At 69.2% G+C, this 16,175-nt stretch carries 15 protein-coding genes; 12 read left to right on the top strand and 3 right to left on the bottom strand.

The genetic code is table 11. From position 1 onward, the window contains the following. The first annotated feature begins 18 nt into the window (after window positions 1-18). Genes J7346_RS08200 through J7346_RS08170 form a run of 7 tightly spaced genes read left to right on the top strand, consistent with a single transcriptional unit; the run spans window position 19 to window position 7,831 of the window. Window positions 19-888, top strand: coding sequence for a 50S ribosomal protein L11 methyltransferase (locus J7346_RS08200; RefSeq protein WP_209119423.1), 870 nt, complete (start codon window positions 19-21; stop codon window positions 886-888). A gap of 57 nt (window positions 889-945) precedes the next feature. Then, window positions 946-1,230, top strand: a complete 285-nt coding sequence (locus tag J7346_RS08195; protein ID WP_209119422.1) for a hypothetical protein — start codon at window positions 946-948, stop codon at window positions 1,228-1,230. A gap of 46 nt (window positions 1,231-1,276) precedes the next feature. Then, a complete protein-coding gene (locus J7346_RS08190; RefSeq protein WP_209119421.1) occupies window positions 1,277-3,088 on the top strand; it encodes an aminopeptidase P family protein in 1,812 nt (603 codons plus the stop codon). Beyond that, the gene (locus tag J7346_RS15130) at window positions 3,073-4,068 is read left to right on the top strand and encodes a DUF2272 domain-containing protein (RefSeq protein WP_209119420.1); all 996 of its coding nucleotides are present in this window, start codon (window positions 3,073-3,075) and stop codon (window positions 4,066-4,068) included. Before J7346_RS08190 ends, J7346_RS15130 begins: the two co-directional genes overlap by 16 nt. A gap of 55 nt (window positions 4,069-4,123) precedes the next feature. After that, window positions 4,124-5,113, top strand: a complete 990-nt coding sequence (locus J7346_RS08180) for an aldo/keto reductase (RefSeq protein ID WP_209119419.1) — start codon at window positions 4,124-4,126, stop codon at window positions 5,111-5,113. Window positions 5,114-5,168: 55 nt separating this feature from the next. Beyond that, window positions 5,169-6,014, top strand: a complete 846-nt coding sequence (locus tag J7346_RS08175) for a TrmB family transcriptional regulator (RefSeq protein ID WP_209119418.1) — start codon at window positions 5,169-5,171, stop codon at window positions 6,012-6,014. Continuing rightward, window positions 6,011-7,831, top strand: coding sequence for an aspartyl protease family protein (locus J7346_RS08170; RefSeq protein ID WP_209119417.1), 1,821 nt, complete (start codon window positions 6,011-6,013; stop codon window positions 7,829-7,831). Before J7346_RS08175 ends, J7346_RS08170 begins: the two co-directional genes overlap by 4 nt. On the opposite strand, the gene ligA is transcribed toward J7346_RS08170, so the two are convergent. Beyond that, window positions 7,825-10,167 carry an NAD-dependent DNA ligase LigA gene (gene ligA / locus J7346_RS08165; protein WP_209119416.1) on the bottom strand — a complete coding sequence of 781 codons (2,343 nt, stop codon included), beginning with the start codon at window positions 10,165-10,167 and terminating at the stop codon, window positions 7,825-7,827. The genes J7346_RS08170 and ligA overlap by 7 nt on opposite strands. Before the next feature lie 131 nt (window positions 10,168-10,298). On the opposite strand from ligA, the gene J7346_RS08160 reads away from it, so the two are divergent. Together J7346_RS08160 and J7346_RS08155 are read left to right on the top strand one after the other, a co-directional pair. Beyond that, complete coding sequence (locus J7346_RS08160) at window positions 10,299-11,258, top strand: M20/M25/M40 family metallo-hydrolase (RefSeq protein WP_209119415.1); 960 nt, start codon at window positions 10,299-10,301, stop codon at window positions 11,256-11,258. A 10-nt stretch (window positions 11,259-11,268) separates the two neighbouring features. Beyond that, window positions 11,269-11,847 carry a hypothetical protein gene (locus tag J7346_RS08155; RefSeq protein ID WP_348521476.1) on the top strand — a complete coding sequence of 193 codons (579 nt, stop codon included), beginning with the start codon at window positions 11,269-11,271 and terminating at the stop codon, window positions 11,845-11,847. 30 nt (window positions 11,848-11,877) lie between these two features. Here J7346_RS08155 and J7346_RS08150 read toward each other — a convergent pair whose 3' ends face one another. Beyond that, on the bottom strand, window positions 11,878-12,342 hold the full coding sequence (locus J7346_RS08150) for a peptidylprolyl isomerase (protein ID WP_209119413.1): 465 nt from the start codon (window positions 12,340-12,342) through the stop codon (window positions 11,878-11,880). 64 nt (window positions 12,343-12,406) lie between these two features. On the opposite strand from J7346_RS08150, the gene J7346_RS08145 reads away from it, so the two are divergent. Together J7346_RS08145 and J7346_RS08140 are read left to right on the top strand one after the other, a co-directional pair. Then, window positions 12,407-13,132 (top strand): RlmE family RNA methyltransferase, encoded by a 726-nt coding sequence (locus J7346_RS08145; protein WP_209119412.1) that lies wholly within the window; start codon window positions 12,407-12,409, stop codon window positions 13,130-13,132. Further along, a complete protein-coding gene (locus J7346_RS08140; RefSeq protein ID WP_209119411.1) occupies window positions 13,129-13,947 on the top strand; it encodes a hypothetical protein in 819 nt (272 codons plus the stop codon). Before J7346_RS08145 ends, J7346_RS08140 begins: the two co-directional genes overlap by 4 nt. A 9-nt stretch (window positions 13,948-13,956) precedes the next feature. Here the strand turns inward: J7346_RS08140 and J7346_RS08135 are convergent, their stop codons facing one another. Further along, window positions 13,957-14,529, bottom strand: coding sequence for a DUF2061 domain-containing protein (locus J7346_RS08135; protein WP_245157728.1), 573 nt, complete (start codon window positions 14,527-14,529; stop codon window positions 13,957-13,959). Between the two features lie 175 nt (window positions 14,530-14,704). Here J7346_RS08135 and guaB point away from each other — a divergent pair, with 175 nt between their 5' ends. Further along, window positions 14,705-16,162 carry an IMP dehydrogenase gene (gene guaB, locus J7346_RS08130; RefSeq protein ID WP_209119409.1) on the top strand — a complete coding sequence of 486 codons (1,458 nt, stop codon included), beginning with the start codon at window positions 14,705-14,707 and terminating at the stop codon, window positions 16,160-16,162. The last annotated feature ends 13 nt before the right edge of the window (window positions 16,163-16,175 follow it).

Here is a 16,175-nt window from a genome sequence, read left to right as displayed (position 1 = left end):
GATAGCGGCGTTTGAGAAATGTCAGAGTCCGCAGTTCAGATAATCGCACATGGGTCGAGAGACGCAACCGAAGCGCGGGTGGCGGCGTGGGACGCCGACCCCCTGCTGGAGGGCGTGACCTACTCCATCCTCGAGGAAGACGAGGACCGGGGCATCTGGCGCATCGACGCCTTTCCGACGACGGACGCCGAGGTTGAGCGACTGGTGACCTCGCTGAAGGGCGATACAGCCCTGAGCACCACGGTCGAGGATCTGGCCGATGCCGACTGGCTGGCGATGTCGCTGTCGGGTCTGCCGCCGGTACGGGCGGGGCGGTTCTTCGTCTATGGCGCGCACGATCAGGGGCGGGTGCCGCAAAACACCGTGAACCTGAAGATCGATGCCGGTGCGGCCTTCGGTACCGGGCACCACGGCACGACGGTCGGCTGCCTGATGGCGTTCGATGACCTGTTGAAGCGCGAGCGGTTCGAGCGGGTACTGGACGTCGGGGCGGGCACGGGCGTGCTGGCGATCGCCGCAGCGAAGACCGGCAGCCGGGTCGCGGTCGGGACCGATATCGACGCGCCGTCGGTGCGCATCGCCAACGAGAATGCGGCGCTCAACCAGGCGAAGGCCAGCTTTGTCCACGCCTCCGGCCTGAGCGACCAGAAGGTCCGCCGGCACGGCCCCTACGACCTGGTGTTCGCGAACATTCTGGCGCCGCCGCTGGTGGCGCTGGCGCAGGACATCAAGGAGGCGCTGCAGCTGGAGGGCGTCGCCATCCTGTCAGGCCTGTTGCGGACGCAGGAGCGCCGGGTGACCGCTGCCTATCTTTCGCGCGGCTTCGTGCTGGAACGGCGTATCCGCCGCGATGCCTGGAGCGCGCTGGTGTCGAGGCGAAAGGGTTAAGGAACGCGGGCACAGGCGGGGCCGTTTTCAGGTCTGAAGACCCTGAGGAGCCCTCCCGTGACCTACCTTGATCCGAACGACCCCCGCCAGCCGACCGTGATCGTCGAGCCGGCGCCCGCCTATTCCGAAACGACCGAGACCGTCATCGTCCGCGAGAGCAACACCGGCTGGTGGATTGCCGGGATACTTGGCGGGCTGGTGCTGGTGGCCGTCATGCTCATCCTGTTCAACCGTCAGGCCCCGCAGACCGAGCCGGTGGTGGTTGAACGCGAGGTGGCGGTGCCGGTCGCGGTACCGGTCGCGGCTGCCGAGGCCCCGGCCGGACCCCCGGCACAGCAATAGGCCTGCTCCCTTCCCGCACGGGCGAGGGAGATGCTAAGCCGCGCGCATGAGACAGACATTCGACGAGACCACCGACCCCGGCTTTGGCGAGCGCCACCTGCCGCTTCTGCGACGCGAGATGCAGGCCCAGGGCCTGGACGGCTTTCTGGTGCCGCACGAGGACGAGCACCAGAACGAGTATCTTCCGGCGGCCAATGACCGGCTGGCGTGGATTTCGGGCTTTACCGGCTCGGCCGGGGCCGGCGTGGTCATGAAGGACAAGGCCGCCGTGTTCGCCGACGGGCGCTATACGGTGCAGGTGAAGGCCCAGGTCGATCAGGGCCAGTTCGAGCTGCGCGATTTCAACGAGAGCGCGGTCGCCCGCTATCTGTCGGAGCAGCCCAAGGGGTCGGTCGTCGGATACGATCCGCGGCTGCACAGCCCCGACGCTTTGAAGCGCCTGCAGGCGGCGGCGAAGCGCGCGGGGGTGACCCTGAAACCCGTCGACAGCAATCCGCTGGACAGCGCCTGGGGATCGGAACGTCCCGCCCAGCCGCAGGCGAAGGTGGTGCCCCATCCGATCGACTATGCGGGCGAGGATGCGGCCGACAAGCGCGCCCGTGTGGGCAAGGCTGTGGCGGATGCGGGGGCCGATGCGGCCCTGCTGACCGCGCCGACCTCGGTCGCCTGGCTGTTCAACATCCGCGGCGGGGACGTGATCCGCTCGCCCCTGCCACTGGGCCAGGCGCTGGTCGAGGCGGACGGGCGCGCGCGGCTGTTCCTCGACCCGGCCAAGGTGACCAATGAGCTGCCCGGCTGGCTGGGCGAGGATGTGACGCTGGAGACGCCCGAGACCCTGGCCTCGGCGCTGGACGAGATGAAGGGCCGGTCGGTGCTGATCGATCCGGGCCAGAGCGCGGCCTGGTATTTCGACCGGGTGGAAGCCGCCGGGGGGACGGTCGTGCGGGGGCAGGACCCCTGCACCCTGCCGCGCGCGGTCAAGAATCCGGTGGAGATCGAAGGCGCGCGTCAGGCGCACATCCGCGACGGCGCGGCGCTGGCCCGCTTCCTCCACTGGCTGGACACCGAGGCGCAGGAGACCCTGCCGGACGAGCGGGCCGTGGTCGAAAAGCTGGAGCAGTTCCGCGAGGGCACGGGCGCCCTGATGGACCTCAGCTTCGACACGATCGCCGGGGCCGGTCCGAATGGCGCCCTGCCGCACTACAAGCCCGTGACCCGCACCATCCGGCGGATGGAAAAGGGCTCGCTGCTGCTGGTGGACGGCGGCGGGCAGTACCTGGACGGCACGACCGATGTGACGCGCACCATCGCCGTGGGCGAGCCGTCGGACGATCAGCGGCGCATGTTTACCCTGGTGCTCAAGGGCCATATCGCCATGGCCGTGGTGCGCTTCCCCGAGGGCACGACGGGGCATCAGCTGGACGCGCTGGCGCGGCTGCCGCTGTGGATGGCGGGGCATGACTATGACCACGGGACCGGCCACGGCGTCGGCAGCTATCTGGGCGTCCACGAGGGCCCGCAGCGGATCGCCAAGGCGGTCAACACCCAGCCGCTGCTGACCGGCATGATCGTGTCGAACGAGCCGGGATACTACCGCGAAGGCCACTGGGGCATCCGCATTGAGACGCTGCAGGTCGTGACGGCGCCGGAGGCCATTCCGGGCGGCGAGCGGCCGATGCATGGCTTCGAGCAGCTGACGCTGGCGCCGCTGGATCGTCGGCTGATCGACGTCGACCTGCTGACGGCGGACGAGCGGGCCTATGTCGATGCCTATCACGCCGAGGTGCTGGCCAGGGTCGGGCCGCTGCTGGACGGCGAGGTCCGGGACTGGCTGACGGTGCAGTGCGCCGCGCTCTGATCGCGCTGGCGGTCTGGCTGGCCGCCGGGCCGGCCGTGGCCCAGAGCCAGCCGAGGCTGCCCCGCGAGGTGTTCGATGTGATCCCGCCGTCCGAGCGGGTCACCGGACGGCGCGGGTCGATGCAGATCGTGCAGTCCGGCTGCCGGGTCGGCCCGACCCACTGGGCGCGCAGGCGGATCGTCGACGTGGCCGTGCAGGAATGGGGCGTGTTCGGCTTCCAGACCATCGACCTGCGCGGAGTCCGCGAGCGGCGGCTGCCGGAGGGGGTGGTGCCGGATGCGCTGAACCCGGTGCTGGCGACGCCGGAGCAGGACCGGGTGATCCGGGCGGTCGGACGGTGGGAGCACACGCCGTCGCTTGCGGCCACCATCGCCGGCTACTGGAGCGCGACGCCGGACGGGGCCGACATCCTGGCCCGCCAGAACCGACAGTGGCGGCAGGGGGAGGGCGAGATCAGCTGGGTCGAGCCGTGGTCGGCCGCCTTCATCAGCTGGGTCATGTGCGAGGCGGGGCTGGGCGCGATGGACCAGTTCGAGCGCGACATTTCGCACCGCGTCTATATCGATCAGGCCATCCGGGCGCGGGACGGCGAGCGCGCGAAGGCCGCCTATGTCGCCCATGACCGGGGCGAGGTGCCGATCCGGCCCGGGGACCTGCTGTGCAATTCGCGCGGCGGCGTCGACTATCGCCGCCTGGCCGACCGGCGGCCTGATCTGGGGCGCTATGCCGGGACCCATTGCGATGTGGTCGTACGGGTCGGGGAGGACGCGGTCGCGGTGATCGGCGGCAATGTGCTGAACGGCGTCAGCCTGACCCTGCTGCCGCTGGTGCCCACGGCCGGAGGCTATCCGGCAGTCGTGTCGGCGGACGATCTGGACGAGGCGCGAACCATCTTCGCCCATCTGTCGCTGCAGGCCGACCCGGTCGAGGACACCGCGCTGGACACCTCGCCGACCATCCGGGCGCTCAACACGCCTTGAAACCCGGCCCGGCGCCGACCACCTGAAGGGCTCTCCCGCCACGAGGACCTTTCCCATGAAGACGCGCACACTGGGTCCGAACGGCCCCGAGGTTTCGGCCATCGGCCTGGGCTGTATGGGAATGAGCGCCTTCTACGGGCCGCCCAGCGAGGAGGCCGGCGCCATCGCCGTGATCCACCGCGCACTGGATCTGGGGGTCACCCTGTTTGACACGGCCGAGATGTACGGCCCGCACACCAATGAGATGCTGCTGGGCAAGGCGCTGAAGGGGCGACGAAAGGACGCCTTCGTCGCGACCAAGTTCGGTATCGGCTACAACGCGGATCGCACGGCGCTGAAGGTCGACGGCTCGCCCGCCAATGTGCGTCGCGCCATTGAAGGCAGCCTGTCGCGGCTGGGGTTGGACCACGTCGATCTCTATTATCTGCACCGGGTCGATCCGGACACGCCGATCGAGGAGACGGTGGGCGCGATGGGCGATCTGGTCACCGAGGGCAAGGTGCGTTTCCTCGGCCTGTCGGAGGCCGCTCCGGCGACGCTTCGGCGGGCTCATGTGACCCATCCGATCACGGCGCTCCAGACGGAGTATTCGCTGTGGAGCCGCGAGCCGGAGGACGAGATTCTGGCCACCTGTCGCGAGCTCGGCATCGGATTTGTGCCCTACAGTCCGCTGGGCCGGGGCTTCCTGTCCGGGCAGATCCGGACGCCCGAGGATCTGGCGCCCGACGATTTCCGCCGGTCCAATCCGCGCTTCCAGGGCGAGAATTTCGACCGGAACCTGAAGCTGGTCGAGGCCGTCTCGGCGCTGGCGACCGACAAGGGGGTCACGCCCGCCCAGCTGGCGCTGGCCTGGGTGCTGGCGCAGGGCGACGATCTGGTGCCGATCCCCGGCACGCGCCGGATTCCGACGCTGGAGGAGAATGTCGCTGCCGTGGACATCTCCCTATCCGGCGACGAGCTGGCGGCGATCGAGGCGGTCTTTCCGAAAGACGCCGCCCAGGGCCACCGCTATGCCGAAGCGGCGCGGGCAGCCCTGAACCGCTGAGCCATTACGCCGAATTCACTGGCGAATAGCGGAATCGCCTGGCTAGTATTTGCATATGCAAACACTACAGACGAGCGATGAAGCGGAAGCCGGGCTGAAGGCGCTGGGGTTCACCGAACTGGAGGCGCGGCTGTACTGCACCTTGCTGCAGGCCGGGCCGTCCACCGGTTACCGGCTGGCCAAGCTGTGCGGAAAGGCGCCGCCGAATGTCTATCAGGCGTTGGGGCAGCTCACGCAGAAGGGCGTGGTGCTGGTCGAGGAGGGGGAGCCGTCGGCCTATCGGGCCGCCGCCCCGTCCGAAGTGCTGGCCGCGCTTGAAGCCGGGTTCGAGCGGGCACGGGTGAAGGCCGACGGGGCGTTGCAATCGCTGGCCCGGCCCCAGGACGACGACCGTATCTACCAGATCGGTGAGCCCGGACAGGTGATCGAGCGGGCGCGGGCCATGCTGGCGTCGGCGCGCGAGATCGTGCTGTTCGACCTGTTTCCGGCGCCGCTTGACGCCTTGCGCGAGGACCTGGCCCGGTGCGCGGCGCGGGGGGTGACGGTCGCCGGCCTGATCTATGGCGACAGCGCCGGGATCGAGGGGGTCATCCAGCGTCGCGCGACAGCCGAGGCGCGGGTGGCCTCGGACTGGCCCGGCCATCAGCTGACGCTGGTGGTCGACGGGCGTGAGCATCTGGTGGCCCTGATGGCCGAGGGGCTGGCCGGCGTCCACCGGGCCCTGTGGAGCGACAGCGCCTATCTGTCGTGCCTGCAACACAGCGGACTGTCGGCCGAAATCCGCCTGACAGGTCAGGACAGGTCTTCGTCTGATCCCCTTGCAAACCTGTCGCTTTTTGCCAGCGCGCCGGCCGGTCTGGCGGCACTGACGCGGCGCACCCTCCCGGAGATGAAACAATGACACGGACCCTGATGACGGCGGCCGTCTGGCTGGTGCTGGCGGGCCCCCTGGCGGCGCAGGACGCGTCGGTGACCGAGGTGGTCGAACGCTACCGCGACTGGCGCGGCGGCGCGGCCTTCGAGGCGATGACGGCGGTCCGGCAGGAGGGGCAGATCCGCGCCTCGGGGCTGGACGGCACACTCATTCTGCTGGCCGAGGCCGACGGTGACCTGCGCCGCGAGCAGGACCTGGGCATTGTCCGCACGGCGACGGCCCGCCACGGGACCGACGGCTGGGTCCTGACCAACTCGGGGCAGATCGAGCCGCTGAGTCCGCATGCCGCCGAGGATCTGAGGCGCGATGCCCTGTTGCGGTTCGAGGGGGTGCTGGACGATCCGTCGCGGCTGAGTCGTCGTCCGGACATCGAGATCGACGGCCGAACCCTGGCGGTCATTGCGGTGGATTTCGGCCCGGATGCCGATGACCACGAACTGTGGATCGACGCCGAAACGGGCGCACTCCACGCCCTGCGCATGGTGCGGGACCGCCGCGAGTCAGTGGTCACCTTTGGGGACTGGCGGGTGGTCGAGGGCGTACGCATGCCCTTTCTCGAGCAGGTGACCGGGGACGTCGGCGAGCCCGGCGAGGTCCGTTGGTCCACCATTGATATCGACCCTGTGACCACGGCTTCGGCGTGGGATCGTCCCGAGGTCGTGGCCGCTCACCGGATGGCGAGCGAGGGCGCGCCCGACAGCGGCCCCATCGCCTTCGATCTCCATGCCGGCACCCGCATCTACATCCCGGCCACGGTCAACGGCACGGCGACCCAGGTACTGCTGGACAGCGGGGCGGAGATGACGGTTCTGGACAAGGCGTTTGCCGAAAGCCTCGGCCTGGAGTTCGAGGGAGAGGTCGCGGCCGTCGGCACCGGCGGCGTGGGCGAGGCGCGCTTTGCCAAGGGGGTGACGCTGGATCTGGGCGGGATCGCCTTCGTCGACCGGACGGTTGCGGTCATTGACCTGGCGGCTATCGCTCAGGCGCTGGGCCGGCCGCTGCCGGTGATCCTTGGCAAGGACGCATTCAACGGTCTGGTGGTGGATATCGATTTCCCCGCGCGCAGCCTGACCTTCCACGAACCTGCGGGCTATGTCCCGCCGGAATCGGCGACCGAGCTGGCGCTGGTGTCGTCCGGCGCCATTCGCGCGGTGCCGGTGTCGATCGAGGGCCGGGCGCCCGTGCTGTTCGACTTCGACACCGGTAATGGCGGGGCCCTGATCATCTATCCGGCCTATGCCGAGGCCGAGGGCCTGCTGGAGGGACGTCCGGCGACGACAGTGATGTCGGGTGCCGTGGGCGGCGTGCGCGAGAGCGGTCTGGCGACCGTGAAGGCGCTGGAGATCGGCGGGTTCGAGGTGCACGACATCCCGACCGTCTTCCCGCCCGCAGGCCCGTCGGCGGTAGACGCCGACCGGACAGCCGGCAACATCGGCATGGGGTTGCTGGGCCGGTTCCGTCTGGTGACCGACTTTGCCAACAACCGGCTGTGGCTGTCAGCCACGCCCGAGGCGCTGGCCGCGCCGTTTCCGAAGGACCGGCTGGGGCTGGGTATCCGGCTGGACCCGGGCGTGATCGTGGTGACGCGGGTGTCGGCCGGATCACCCGCCGAAGCGGCGGGCCTGGCGCCGGACGCGCGCATCGTGGCTGTCGACGGGCGCCCTGCCGCCGAAATGGATGCCGGAGCCCTTCGCGCCATGCTGACCAGCCCCGCTGGCCGCGAGGTGGTGCTGACGCTGGAGGACGGCGCGACCGTCAGGCTGGTGGCGCGCGACTTCTACTGATCGCCGATCAGCGCGAGCCATTCGTCCTCGGTCAGGACGGTGACGCCGTGCTTTTCGGCCTCGGCCAGTTTGGAGCCGGCGCCCGGCCCCGCGACCAGATAGTCGGTCTTCTTCGACACTGAGCCCGAGACCTTGGCCCCCAGCGAGGAGGCGCGTGCCTTGGCTTCATCGCGGGTGAAGCGCTCGAGCGAGCCGGTGAAGACGACGGTCTTGCCGGTCACCGGGCTGTCGGCCTCGGGGCGTTCGGCGTCCTCGATGGTGGTCAGCTCGCCTTCCAGCGCCTCGACCACGTCGCGGTTGTGGGCCTCATGGAAGAAGTGGGCGACCTCGCGGGCGGCGACGGGGCCGACCCCGGCGACCGAGGCGATGCCGGTCAGGGCGAGGCCGGGGCCCTCGGTGCGGGCGATGTCGGCCAGACGGCGGATGCCCGACCAGTCGGACGCCAGATCCGCCAGCGCACGCCGGGCGGGCGAGGCGAGGCCGGGAAAGGCGAGGCTGAGCTTCTGGTCCAGCGGCGCCTCGGGCCAGGGATCGGTCCCGGCCAGATCGGCGTCGGCCAGGATCGACAGCACGCGCGCCGACACGCCGTGCCCTTCGGACAGGCGGGTCCAGGCCTCGGTCTGGATGCCGGTCGAGGCCTCGATGCCCGCCGCCTTGAAGGCGGACCAGCTGCCGAAATGCCGGGCCAGCAGCAGCGAGGTCTGGTCGCCGATGTCCGGAATGCCGAGGGCGTAGATCATCCGCTGGAGGGTGATGGTGCGACGGGCGTCGATGCCGGCCACCAGATTGCCGACGCTGGTCTCGCCATAACCGTCCTCCGCCCGGAGCTCGTCCAGACGGGCGGTGTCGCGGGCGAGGCGGAAGATGTCGGCGGGCTCGCGGATCCAGCCGCGCTCGTGAAAGGCGGTCAGCTGTTTTTCACCCAGCCCCTCGATGTCAAAGGCGCGGCGGCTGACGAAATGCTTGAGGCGTTCGACGATCTGGGAGGCGCAGATCAGGCCGCCGGTGCAGCGGCGGCGGGCCTCGCCCTCCTCGCGCACGGCCTCGGAGCCGCAGACGGGGCAGTGGGTCGGAAAGGCGTAGGGCTCGGTGCCATCGGGCCGCAGCTCGGGCACGATGCCGACGATCTGGGGGATGACGTCGCCGGCGCGCTGGACGATCACGGTGTCGCCGATGCGGACGTCCTTGCGGGCGATTTCGTCCTCATTGTGCAGGGTGGCGTTGGAGACCACCACGCCGCCGACGGTGACGGGCTCCAGCCGCGCGACCGGGGTCAGCGAGCCGGTGCGGCCGACCTGGATGTCGATGGCGTTGACGACGGTGCGGGCCTGCTCGGCAGCAAATTTGTGGGCGATGGCCCAGCGGGGACTGCGGGCGATGAAGCCGAGGCGCTTTTGCCAGTCCAGCCGGTCGACCTTGTAGACGACGCCGTCGATGTCATAGCCGAGGCGGGCCCGGTCGGTTTCGAGGCTGCGATAGACCTCGATCAGGCCGGCGGCGTCCTCGACCACGCGGCGGCGGTCGTTGACCGGAAAGCCCCAGTCGGCCAGCCGGTCGATCGCGCCGCTCTGGGTTTCGGCGAAGTCGTCGGAAAACTCGCCCCAGCCATAGGCGAAGAAGCGCAACGGACGTTTGGCGGTGATGGCCGGGTCCTTCTGGCGCAGCGAGCCGGCCGCGAAATTGCGCGGGTTGGCATAGGTGCGCCGACCCTCGGCCTCCGCCTCGGCATTGAAGGCGAGGAAGGCGTCGGTGGGCGTATAGACTTCTCCCCGCACCTCGATGACGTCGGGCCAGCCGCTACCGGACAGCTGGTCGGGAATGTCGGCGAGGGTGCGCAGATTGGCGGTGACGTCTTCGCCCTCGCGGCCATCACCCCGGGTCGCGCCGACGACCAGCTTGCCCTTTTCGTAGCGGAGATTGGCGGACAGGCCGTCGATCTTGGGCTCGGCGATGAAGGCCATCGGCGTGTCGGCGTCGAGGTTCAGGAAGCGCCGAACCCGGGCCACGAAGTCGGTGATGTCGCCCTCGTCGAAGGCATTGTCGAGCGACAGCATGGGGATGCCGTGGCGGACAGGAGCAAAGGCGCCGGACGGCGCGGCGCCGACCCGGGCCGAGGGGGTGTCGGCGGTGCTGAGCTCGGGGAAGCGGGTCTCGATCGCCAGCGCGCGGTGCTTGAGGGCGTCGTAGTCGGCGTCGGAGACCTCCGGGGCGTCCTCATTGAAATAGAGGGCGTCATGCCGGGCCAGTTCGGCGGACAGGCGGTCCAGCTCCACGCGGGCCTGATCGAGGGTCAGGGTCTCGACGTCGGGGGAGGTGGGGGAGGGGGCGTCGGTCATGGTCGGGTCCGGGAATCTGCAGCCCCCTGTCTAGCATCGTCGGCCCGGCTTCCCAGCGCCGATGACAGGAAGTTAATCTGACGGCGCTCGCGCCCCGGTCTAGGGTCCGGGCGAACAGTTCCGGAGGTTCCATGCGTCGTCTGTCGAAGCCCGCGTCCGCCGTGCTGGCCCTTGTGGCCGCCGGGGCGCTTGCGGCCTGTGTGCCCGGCACGTCCGAGGTGTCGTCGCCCGCCCGGCCGGCGGTCTCGTCGCAGCTTTGGGCTGACCTGACGACCCTGTCGGCGGACGACATGGAAGGACGTGGGACGGGGACGCCCGGCGGCGAGCGGGCCCGGGTCTACATCGTCTCGCGCTTTGAAGAGCTGGGCATTGCCGCGCCGGCCATGGGGCGTCTGCAGCCGTTTTCCGCCGAGGGACGCTCGCATGAGGGGCGCCGGACCTTCAACGGGGTGAATGTGCTGGGTCTGATCCCCGGCACCCGTGTGGGCAACCGCTACATTGTGGTGACGGCCCACTATGATCATGTGGGGATGTACGGCGGCCAGATCTACAACGGGGCCGACGACAATGCCTCAGGCGTCGCGACCATGCTGGCCCTGGCCGAGGAGCTGAAGCGCAATCCGCCCGAGCACAGCGTGCTGTTCGTCGCCTTCGACGGGGAGGAGCGGGGCCTGCTGGGGGCGAAGCACTTTGTCGAGGCGCCGCCGTTCCCGCTGGAATCGATCTCGATGAACCTGAACTTCGACATGACGGCCCGGGCGGAGACCGACGGGCATCTGTGGGTCACGGGCACCTATCAGAACCCGGCGCTGCGGCCGTATCTGGACGGGATTGCGCCGGTGGGGCCGGTGTCGCTGGCCTTCGGCAAGGACACGCCTGAGGACACGGGCTCGGACAACTGGGTCAGTGCCTCGGACCACGGGGCCTTCCACGCGGCGGGCGTGCCCTTCCTCTATCTGGGGGTCGAGTTCCACCCCGACTATCACAAGCCCAGTGACGACCCCGAGCGGATCACGCCCGAGGTTTTCCAGGCGGCCACCACCCTGTCGATCCAGTCCTTCCGGGCGCTGGATCGCGGACTGGACCGCTAGGATGAGGACGGTGACGCGCACCGCGACCCTGATCGCCGGGGGCATGGCCGCCCTGGCGCTGGCGGCCTGCGATCCGCCGCTGGAGCCGGCCGATGCGCCCAGGGACACCGGCGCGGAGACGGCGTCCCTGCCGGAAGGCTTCAGCAATGACCTGAGCGCGGACGTGTCGGGCTATTACCGGCCGACGACCGAGGTCCGGCAGGCCAGCTGGCGTCTGGATCATGTTTTCCTCGGACAGACGCAGGACTTTGCGGCCTGGGAAAATGGCGCGCGCGAGGGCCGGTTCGCGCCGGTCATGCTCGAGTTCGTCGATGAGTCGAGCCCGACGGTGCAGACCGAAAGCGGCGAGATCCACACCGGGCGCGTGCGGGTGCTGCCGCGCTTCTACAGCCTCGAGAAGGGCATGCTGCGCTTCGTCGGTGTGTCGGAGGAGCTGGGTGTGGTGCAGCTGGATGCCCGGCTGAATGGCGATGCGCTGGCGACGGCACGCCGTAATCTGGGCGAGGAAGGCTCGGCGCTGAACGGCACGCTCAGCATCGGTCAGGGGGCCCCTCAGGCGGTAGGCTTCCGCTGGTGGGCGGGGGACTGACGTCACCCCGCCCGGATCGGCGCAATCGATCTAGTTGACGGTCGCCTTGACGATCTTGCCCGGATTGCGGGGCGGCTCGCCCTTGGGCAGGGCGTCGACGTGTTCCATGCCCGACTCGACCACGCCCCAGACCGTGTACTGGCGGTCGAGGAAGGTCGCATCGTCGAAGCAGATGAAGAACTGGCTGTTGGCGCTGTTCGGGTCGTTGGTGCGGGCCATTGAGCACACGCCGCGCACGTGCGGCTCGGCCGAGAACTCGGCCTTCAGGTTCGGCTTGTTCGAGCCCGAGGTGCCGGTGCCCGTCGGATCGCCGCCCTGGGCCATGAAGCCGGGGATGACGCGGTGGAAGACCACGCCGTCGTAGAAGCCTTCCTGCGCCAGTTCGGTGATGCGCGCGACGTGGCCGGGGGCCAGGTCCGGGCGCAGGCGAATGACGACGTCGCCGCCGGTGTCATTGCCGGTGTCGAGGGTGAAGGTGAGGGTCTGTGCAGTCATGCGGGCTCCTTTTGTCGTGGCGGGGTCATAGCGGCTCAACGCGCGGGGCGCTATGTCGGGAGCCATGACCGATGAAGAAAACCCCGCCCCCCGACGCCGGATGGTGCGACCGCCGACCAAGGGTACGGCGGCGGGCCGGGGCATGGGCACCAAGATGAAGACTGCGGATGACAAGTCCATGTCCAGCCAGCAGTGGATCAAGCGACAGCTGGCCGACCCCTGGTCCGACCGGGCCCGGGCCGAGGGCTGGCGCAGTCGTGCGGCCTTCAAGCTGATGGAAATCGATGACCGGTTCGGCCTGATCCGCCCGGGCTCGCGGGTCATTGATCTGGGCGCCGCGCCCGGCGGCTGGGTGCAGGTGGCGCTGAAGCGCGGGGCCCAGGCCGTGGTCGGCGTGGACCTGCTGATGATCGAGCCCATCCCCGGCGCCGAGCTGGTGCAGGCCGACTTCACCCACCCGGGCGTGGACGGGCAGCTGATCGAGGCGCTGGGCGGGGAGCCGGACGTGGTCCTGTCCGACATGGCCCACAACACCATCGGCCACCGCCAGACCGACCACCTGAAGATCGTCGCCCTGATCGAGATCGCGGCCGAGTTCGCCCTCAGGACGCTGAAGCCCGGCGGCCATTTCGTGACGAAGAACTTCCAGGGCGGCGACGCGGGGGGCGTGCTGGCCGAGCTGCGCGCCGGCTTCCGCGAGGTGAAATACGTCAAGCCGGCGTCCAGCCGGAAGGACAGTTCGGAAGTCTATCTGGTGGCGATGGGACGGCACAGGGACGGCGCCGCATGATCCGGATCGTCCTGCTTGCGCTCGCCAGTGCCCTTGTTGCGGGCCCTGCGCTGGCGCAGGACGGGCAGGGACTGGGCACGACCTCGCGAGGGCGGGCGGGCAGCGATGCCTTTGTGGTCGAGGCGGCCCAGCGGGCGCTCGACGGTGCGGAGGCGGACTGTCGCGTGACCGGGGCCGTCTCGCGCGGCCGGGATGCCAATGGCGATACCCACTATGAGGCCGTTTGTGCGGAGGGGCCGGGCTATGTCGTGATCGGCTCGCCCCAGCCGCAGGCCTTCAGCTGTCTGGCGTTCGACGCCAGTGGCGGGCCGCTGACCGGCACATCGTGTCGGTTGCCGGAAAACCGGGACGCCCGACGCCACTATGCCCAAATGGCCGCCGACGCCGGTGTCGACTGCGAGGTCGAGGAGGGTCGGCTGATCGGCATGAGCGCGGACGGGCATATGCTGTACGAGATCGGGTGCCGCAGGGCCGCGGGCGTCTGGCTGGAGCAGGCAGGGGGCGACTGGGAGGTCACTGATTGCCTCACCGTCGCCTCGCAGGGGGGCGAGTGTCGCCTGACGTCGGACAGCCAGGCGCGGGCTTCATTTGCACTGCGTCTTGAGGGGAGCGAATTGGCCGGGTGCACCCCCGCCGATGTCCGGGCGATGGGACGCGGCGCCGATGGCGACTACTTCGAGCTGCTGTGCGCGGGCGGCCCGCATGTCGTGACGCGGTTCGATATGGATCGGCGACTGGCGGAGATCATTCCCTGTGCCGAGGCGCGCAAGATCGGCAGCGGCTGTCGCTACAATCCGGACGATATCCGTCCCTGACGCCCGGCCTCAGGGCTGGGGGTCGTCGGCAAGGCTGCCGTAGGTGGGCGAGGTGGGCGCGGCACGCCGGGCTTCGCGGCGCGCCTCGATCCGGGTCCAGATGCGGTCGTGCACGGTGAAGAAGAGCGTCTGTACCAGGGGCTCGACGATGCCGATGGCCAGGGCGATGCGAATGTCGCGCGTGATGGCGAAGGCGACGATGACGGCTACGGTGAAGTGCATCAGGCCGTAGGTGACGGTCTTGAGCGCCACCTGTTTGAACGAGGTGGGCAGGGCGTGACTGTGGCCCGCATGCCCGTGCGAGCGGGCCTGCTCGCGGGCGTCCATCAGTTCGAGGCGGGCGGTGAAGGCCTCGGCGGTTTCCTCGACCCGGGTCAGGCGCTTGCGGCGCTCGATCCGGTGCCAGATGCGGTCGTGGATGGAATAGGCGATGGTCTGGAAGAAGGGCTCGACCATGCCGACCGCCAGCGCCATGCGCCAGTCGCGGGTCAGGGCAAAGGCTACCAGAATGGCGACCACCAGGTGCATGACGCCATAGCTGGCGATCTTGAGCGCCAGGCTGCGCGCGGTTCTGAGGATCATTCGCACCATCGGATCGAAAATGGGCGGGAAGTGAGAGGGTTGCAACGTCAGAATTTCTATCTTGGCCATAAGCCCGGGTGACAGTTGCGCGGGAATGCGCGTCGCGGGGGCGATTGCCCCTTGCCGACTCGGCGCCGCCGCCGTTATACGCGGCCCGCAAAACGGAGACTCCCCTATGGAGATACGCGAAGGCCTTACCTTCGATGATGTTTTGCTCGAACCCGGCAAGTCGGAGGTCATGCCCGCCGAGACAGACGTCTCGACCCAACTGACCCGAAGCCTGAAGCTGAACATACCGCTCGTGTCCTCGGCGATGGACACGGTGACGGAAAGCCGGCTGGCGATTGCCATGGCGCAGGCCGGCGGGCTGGGCGTGCTGCACCGCAATCTGACGGTCGACGAACAGGCCGAGCAGGTCCGCGTGGTGAAGCGCTACGAGAGCGGCATGGTCATCAATCCGGTGACCATCCACCCTGACACGACCCTGGGCGAGGTGCGCGACATCGTGGCCCGCAAGAAGATCTCGGGCTTCCCCGTGGTGGACCGCGAGACCGGCCGTCTGGTCGGCATGCTGACCAACCGGGACATGCGGTTTGATACCTCGCCGGATCGCAAGGCCGCTGAGTTGATGACGCGCGATCCGCTCTACACGGTGCCCGAGGGGGCCGGGCGCGACGAGGCGATCGCCATCCTGCGCGAGCGCAAGATCGAACGGGTGATCGTGGTGGACGGTGACATGCGCGCCACCGGCCTGATCACCATGAAGGACATCGAAAAGGCCCAGGCCCACCCCTACGCCGCCAAGGACGATCAGGGGCGCCTGCTGGTCGGCGCGGCCTCGACGGTCGGAGACAGCGGCTATGAGCGGTCGCTGGCGCTGGCGGACGCGGGCGTCGATGTGATCGTGATCGACACGGCGCACGGACACTCGGTGCAGGTGTCGAAGGCCGTCGAGCGCATCAAGCGCGAGACCAACCGGGTGCAGATCGTGGCCGGAAATGTCGCGACCTATGATGCGGCGCGCGCCCTGATCGACGCCGGGGCCGATGCGGTCAAGGTCGGCATCGGGCCGGGCAGCATCTGCACCACCCGCATCGTGGCGGGCGTGGGCGTACCTCAGTTGACCGCCGTAATGGACGCGGCCCGCGCGGCCCGCGACAGCGGCGTGCCGGTGATCGCCGACGGTGGCATCAAATATTCGGGCGATCTGGCCAAGGCCATCGCAGCCGGGGCGAGCGTGGCCATGATGGGCTCGATGTTCGCCGGCACCGACGAAAGCCCGGGCGAGGTCTTCCTGTACCAGGGCCGGTCCTACAAGTCGTACCGCGGCATGGGCTCGGTCGGGGCCATGGCCCGCGGCTCGGCCGATCGCTACTTCCAGAAGGAAGTCTCGTCCGAGAAGCTGGTGCCGGAAGGGATCGAGGGACAGACGCCCTACAAGGGGCCGATCTCGCCGGTCATCCACCAGATGGTCGGGGGCCTCAGGGCTGCTATGGGCTATGTCGGGGCCGCCACCATTCCGGAGTATCAGGAACGCGCCCGGTTCGTGCGCATCACCAATGCGGGCCTGCGCGAAAGCCATGTGCACGATGTGATGATCACGCGCGAGGCGCCCAACTATCGGCAGGGCTAGGGGAGAGAACCGG

Origin of the sequence: Brevundimonas sp. A19_0 (assembly GCF_017744255.1) — a bacterium.
Classification (GTDB): domain Bacteria; phylum Pseudomonadota; class Alphaproteobacteria; order Caulobacterales; family Caulobacteraceae; genus Brevundimonas.
This window is presented reverse-complemented; position numbering and strand designations above follow the sequence as displayed.

What these genes read in the sequence shown, in the direction of transcription:
- J7346_RS08160 (WP_209119415.1), top strand. Translation starts at nt 10,299, where the DNA reads ATGCGTCGTCTGTCGAAGCCCGCGTCCGCCGTGCTGGCCCTTGTGGCC.
- J7346_RS08180 (WP_209119419.1), top strand. Translation starts at nt 4,124, where the DNA reads ATGAAGACGCGCACACTGGGTCCGAACGGCCCCGAGGTTTCGGCCATC.
- J7346_RS08170 (WP_209119417.1), top strand. Translation starts at nt 6,011, where the DNA reads ATGACACGGACCCTGATGACGGCGGCCGTCTGGCTGGTGCTGGCGGGC.
- J7346_RS08150 (WP_209119413.1), bottom strand. Translation starts at nt 12,342, where the DNA reads ATGACTGCACAGACCCTCACCTTCACCCTCGACACCGGCAATGACACC.
- J7346_RS08175 (WP_209119418.1), top strand. Translation starts at nt 5,169, where the DNA reads ATGCAAACACTACAGACGAGCGATGAAGCGGAAGCCGGGCTGAAGGCG.
- J7346_RS08190 (WP_209119421.1), top strand. Translation starts at nt 1,277, where the DNA reads ATGAGACAGACATTCGACGAGACCACCGACCCCGGCTTTGGCGAGCGC.
- ligA (WP_209119416.1), bottom strand. Translation starts at nt 10,167, where the DNA reads ATGACCGACGCCCCCTCCCCCACCTCCCCCGACGTCGAGACCCTGACC.
- guaB (WP_209119409.1), top strand. Translation starts at nt 14,705, where the DNA reads ATGGAGATACGCGAAGGCCTTACCTTCGATGATGTTTTGCTCGAACCC.
- J7346_RS08145 (WP_209119412.1), top strand. Translation starts at nt 12,407, where the DNA reads ATGACCGATGAAGAAAACCCCGCCCCCCGACGCCGGATGGTGCGACCG.
- J7346_RS08135 (WP_245157728.1), bottom strand. Translation starts at nt 14,529, where the DNA reads ATGATCCTCAGAACCGCGCGCAGCCTGGCGCTCAAGATCGCCAGCTAT.
- J7346_RS08140 (WP_209119411.1), top strand. Translation starts at nt 13,129, where the DNA reads ATGATCCGGATCGTCCTGCTTGCGCTCGCCAGTGCCCTTGTTGCGGGC.
- J7346_RS08200 (WP_209119423.1), top strand. Translation starts at nt 19, where the DNA reads ATGTCAGAGTCCGCAGTTCAGATAATCGCACATGGGTCGAGAGACGCA.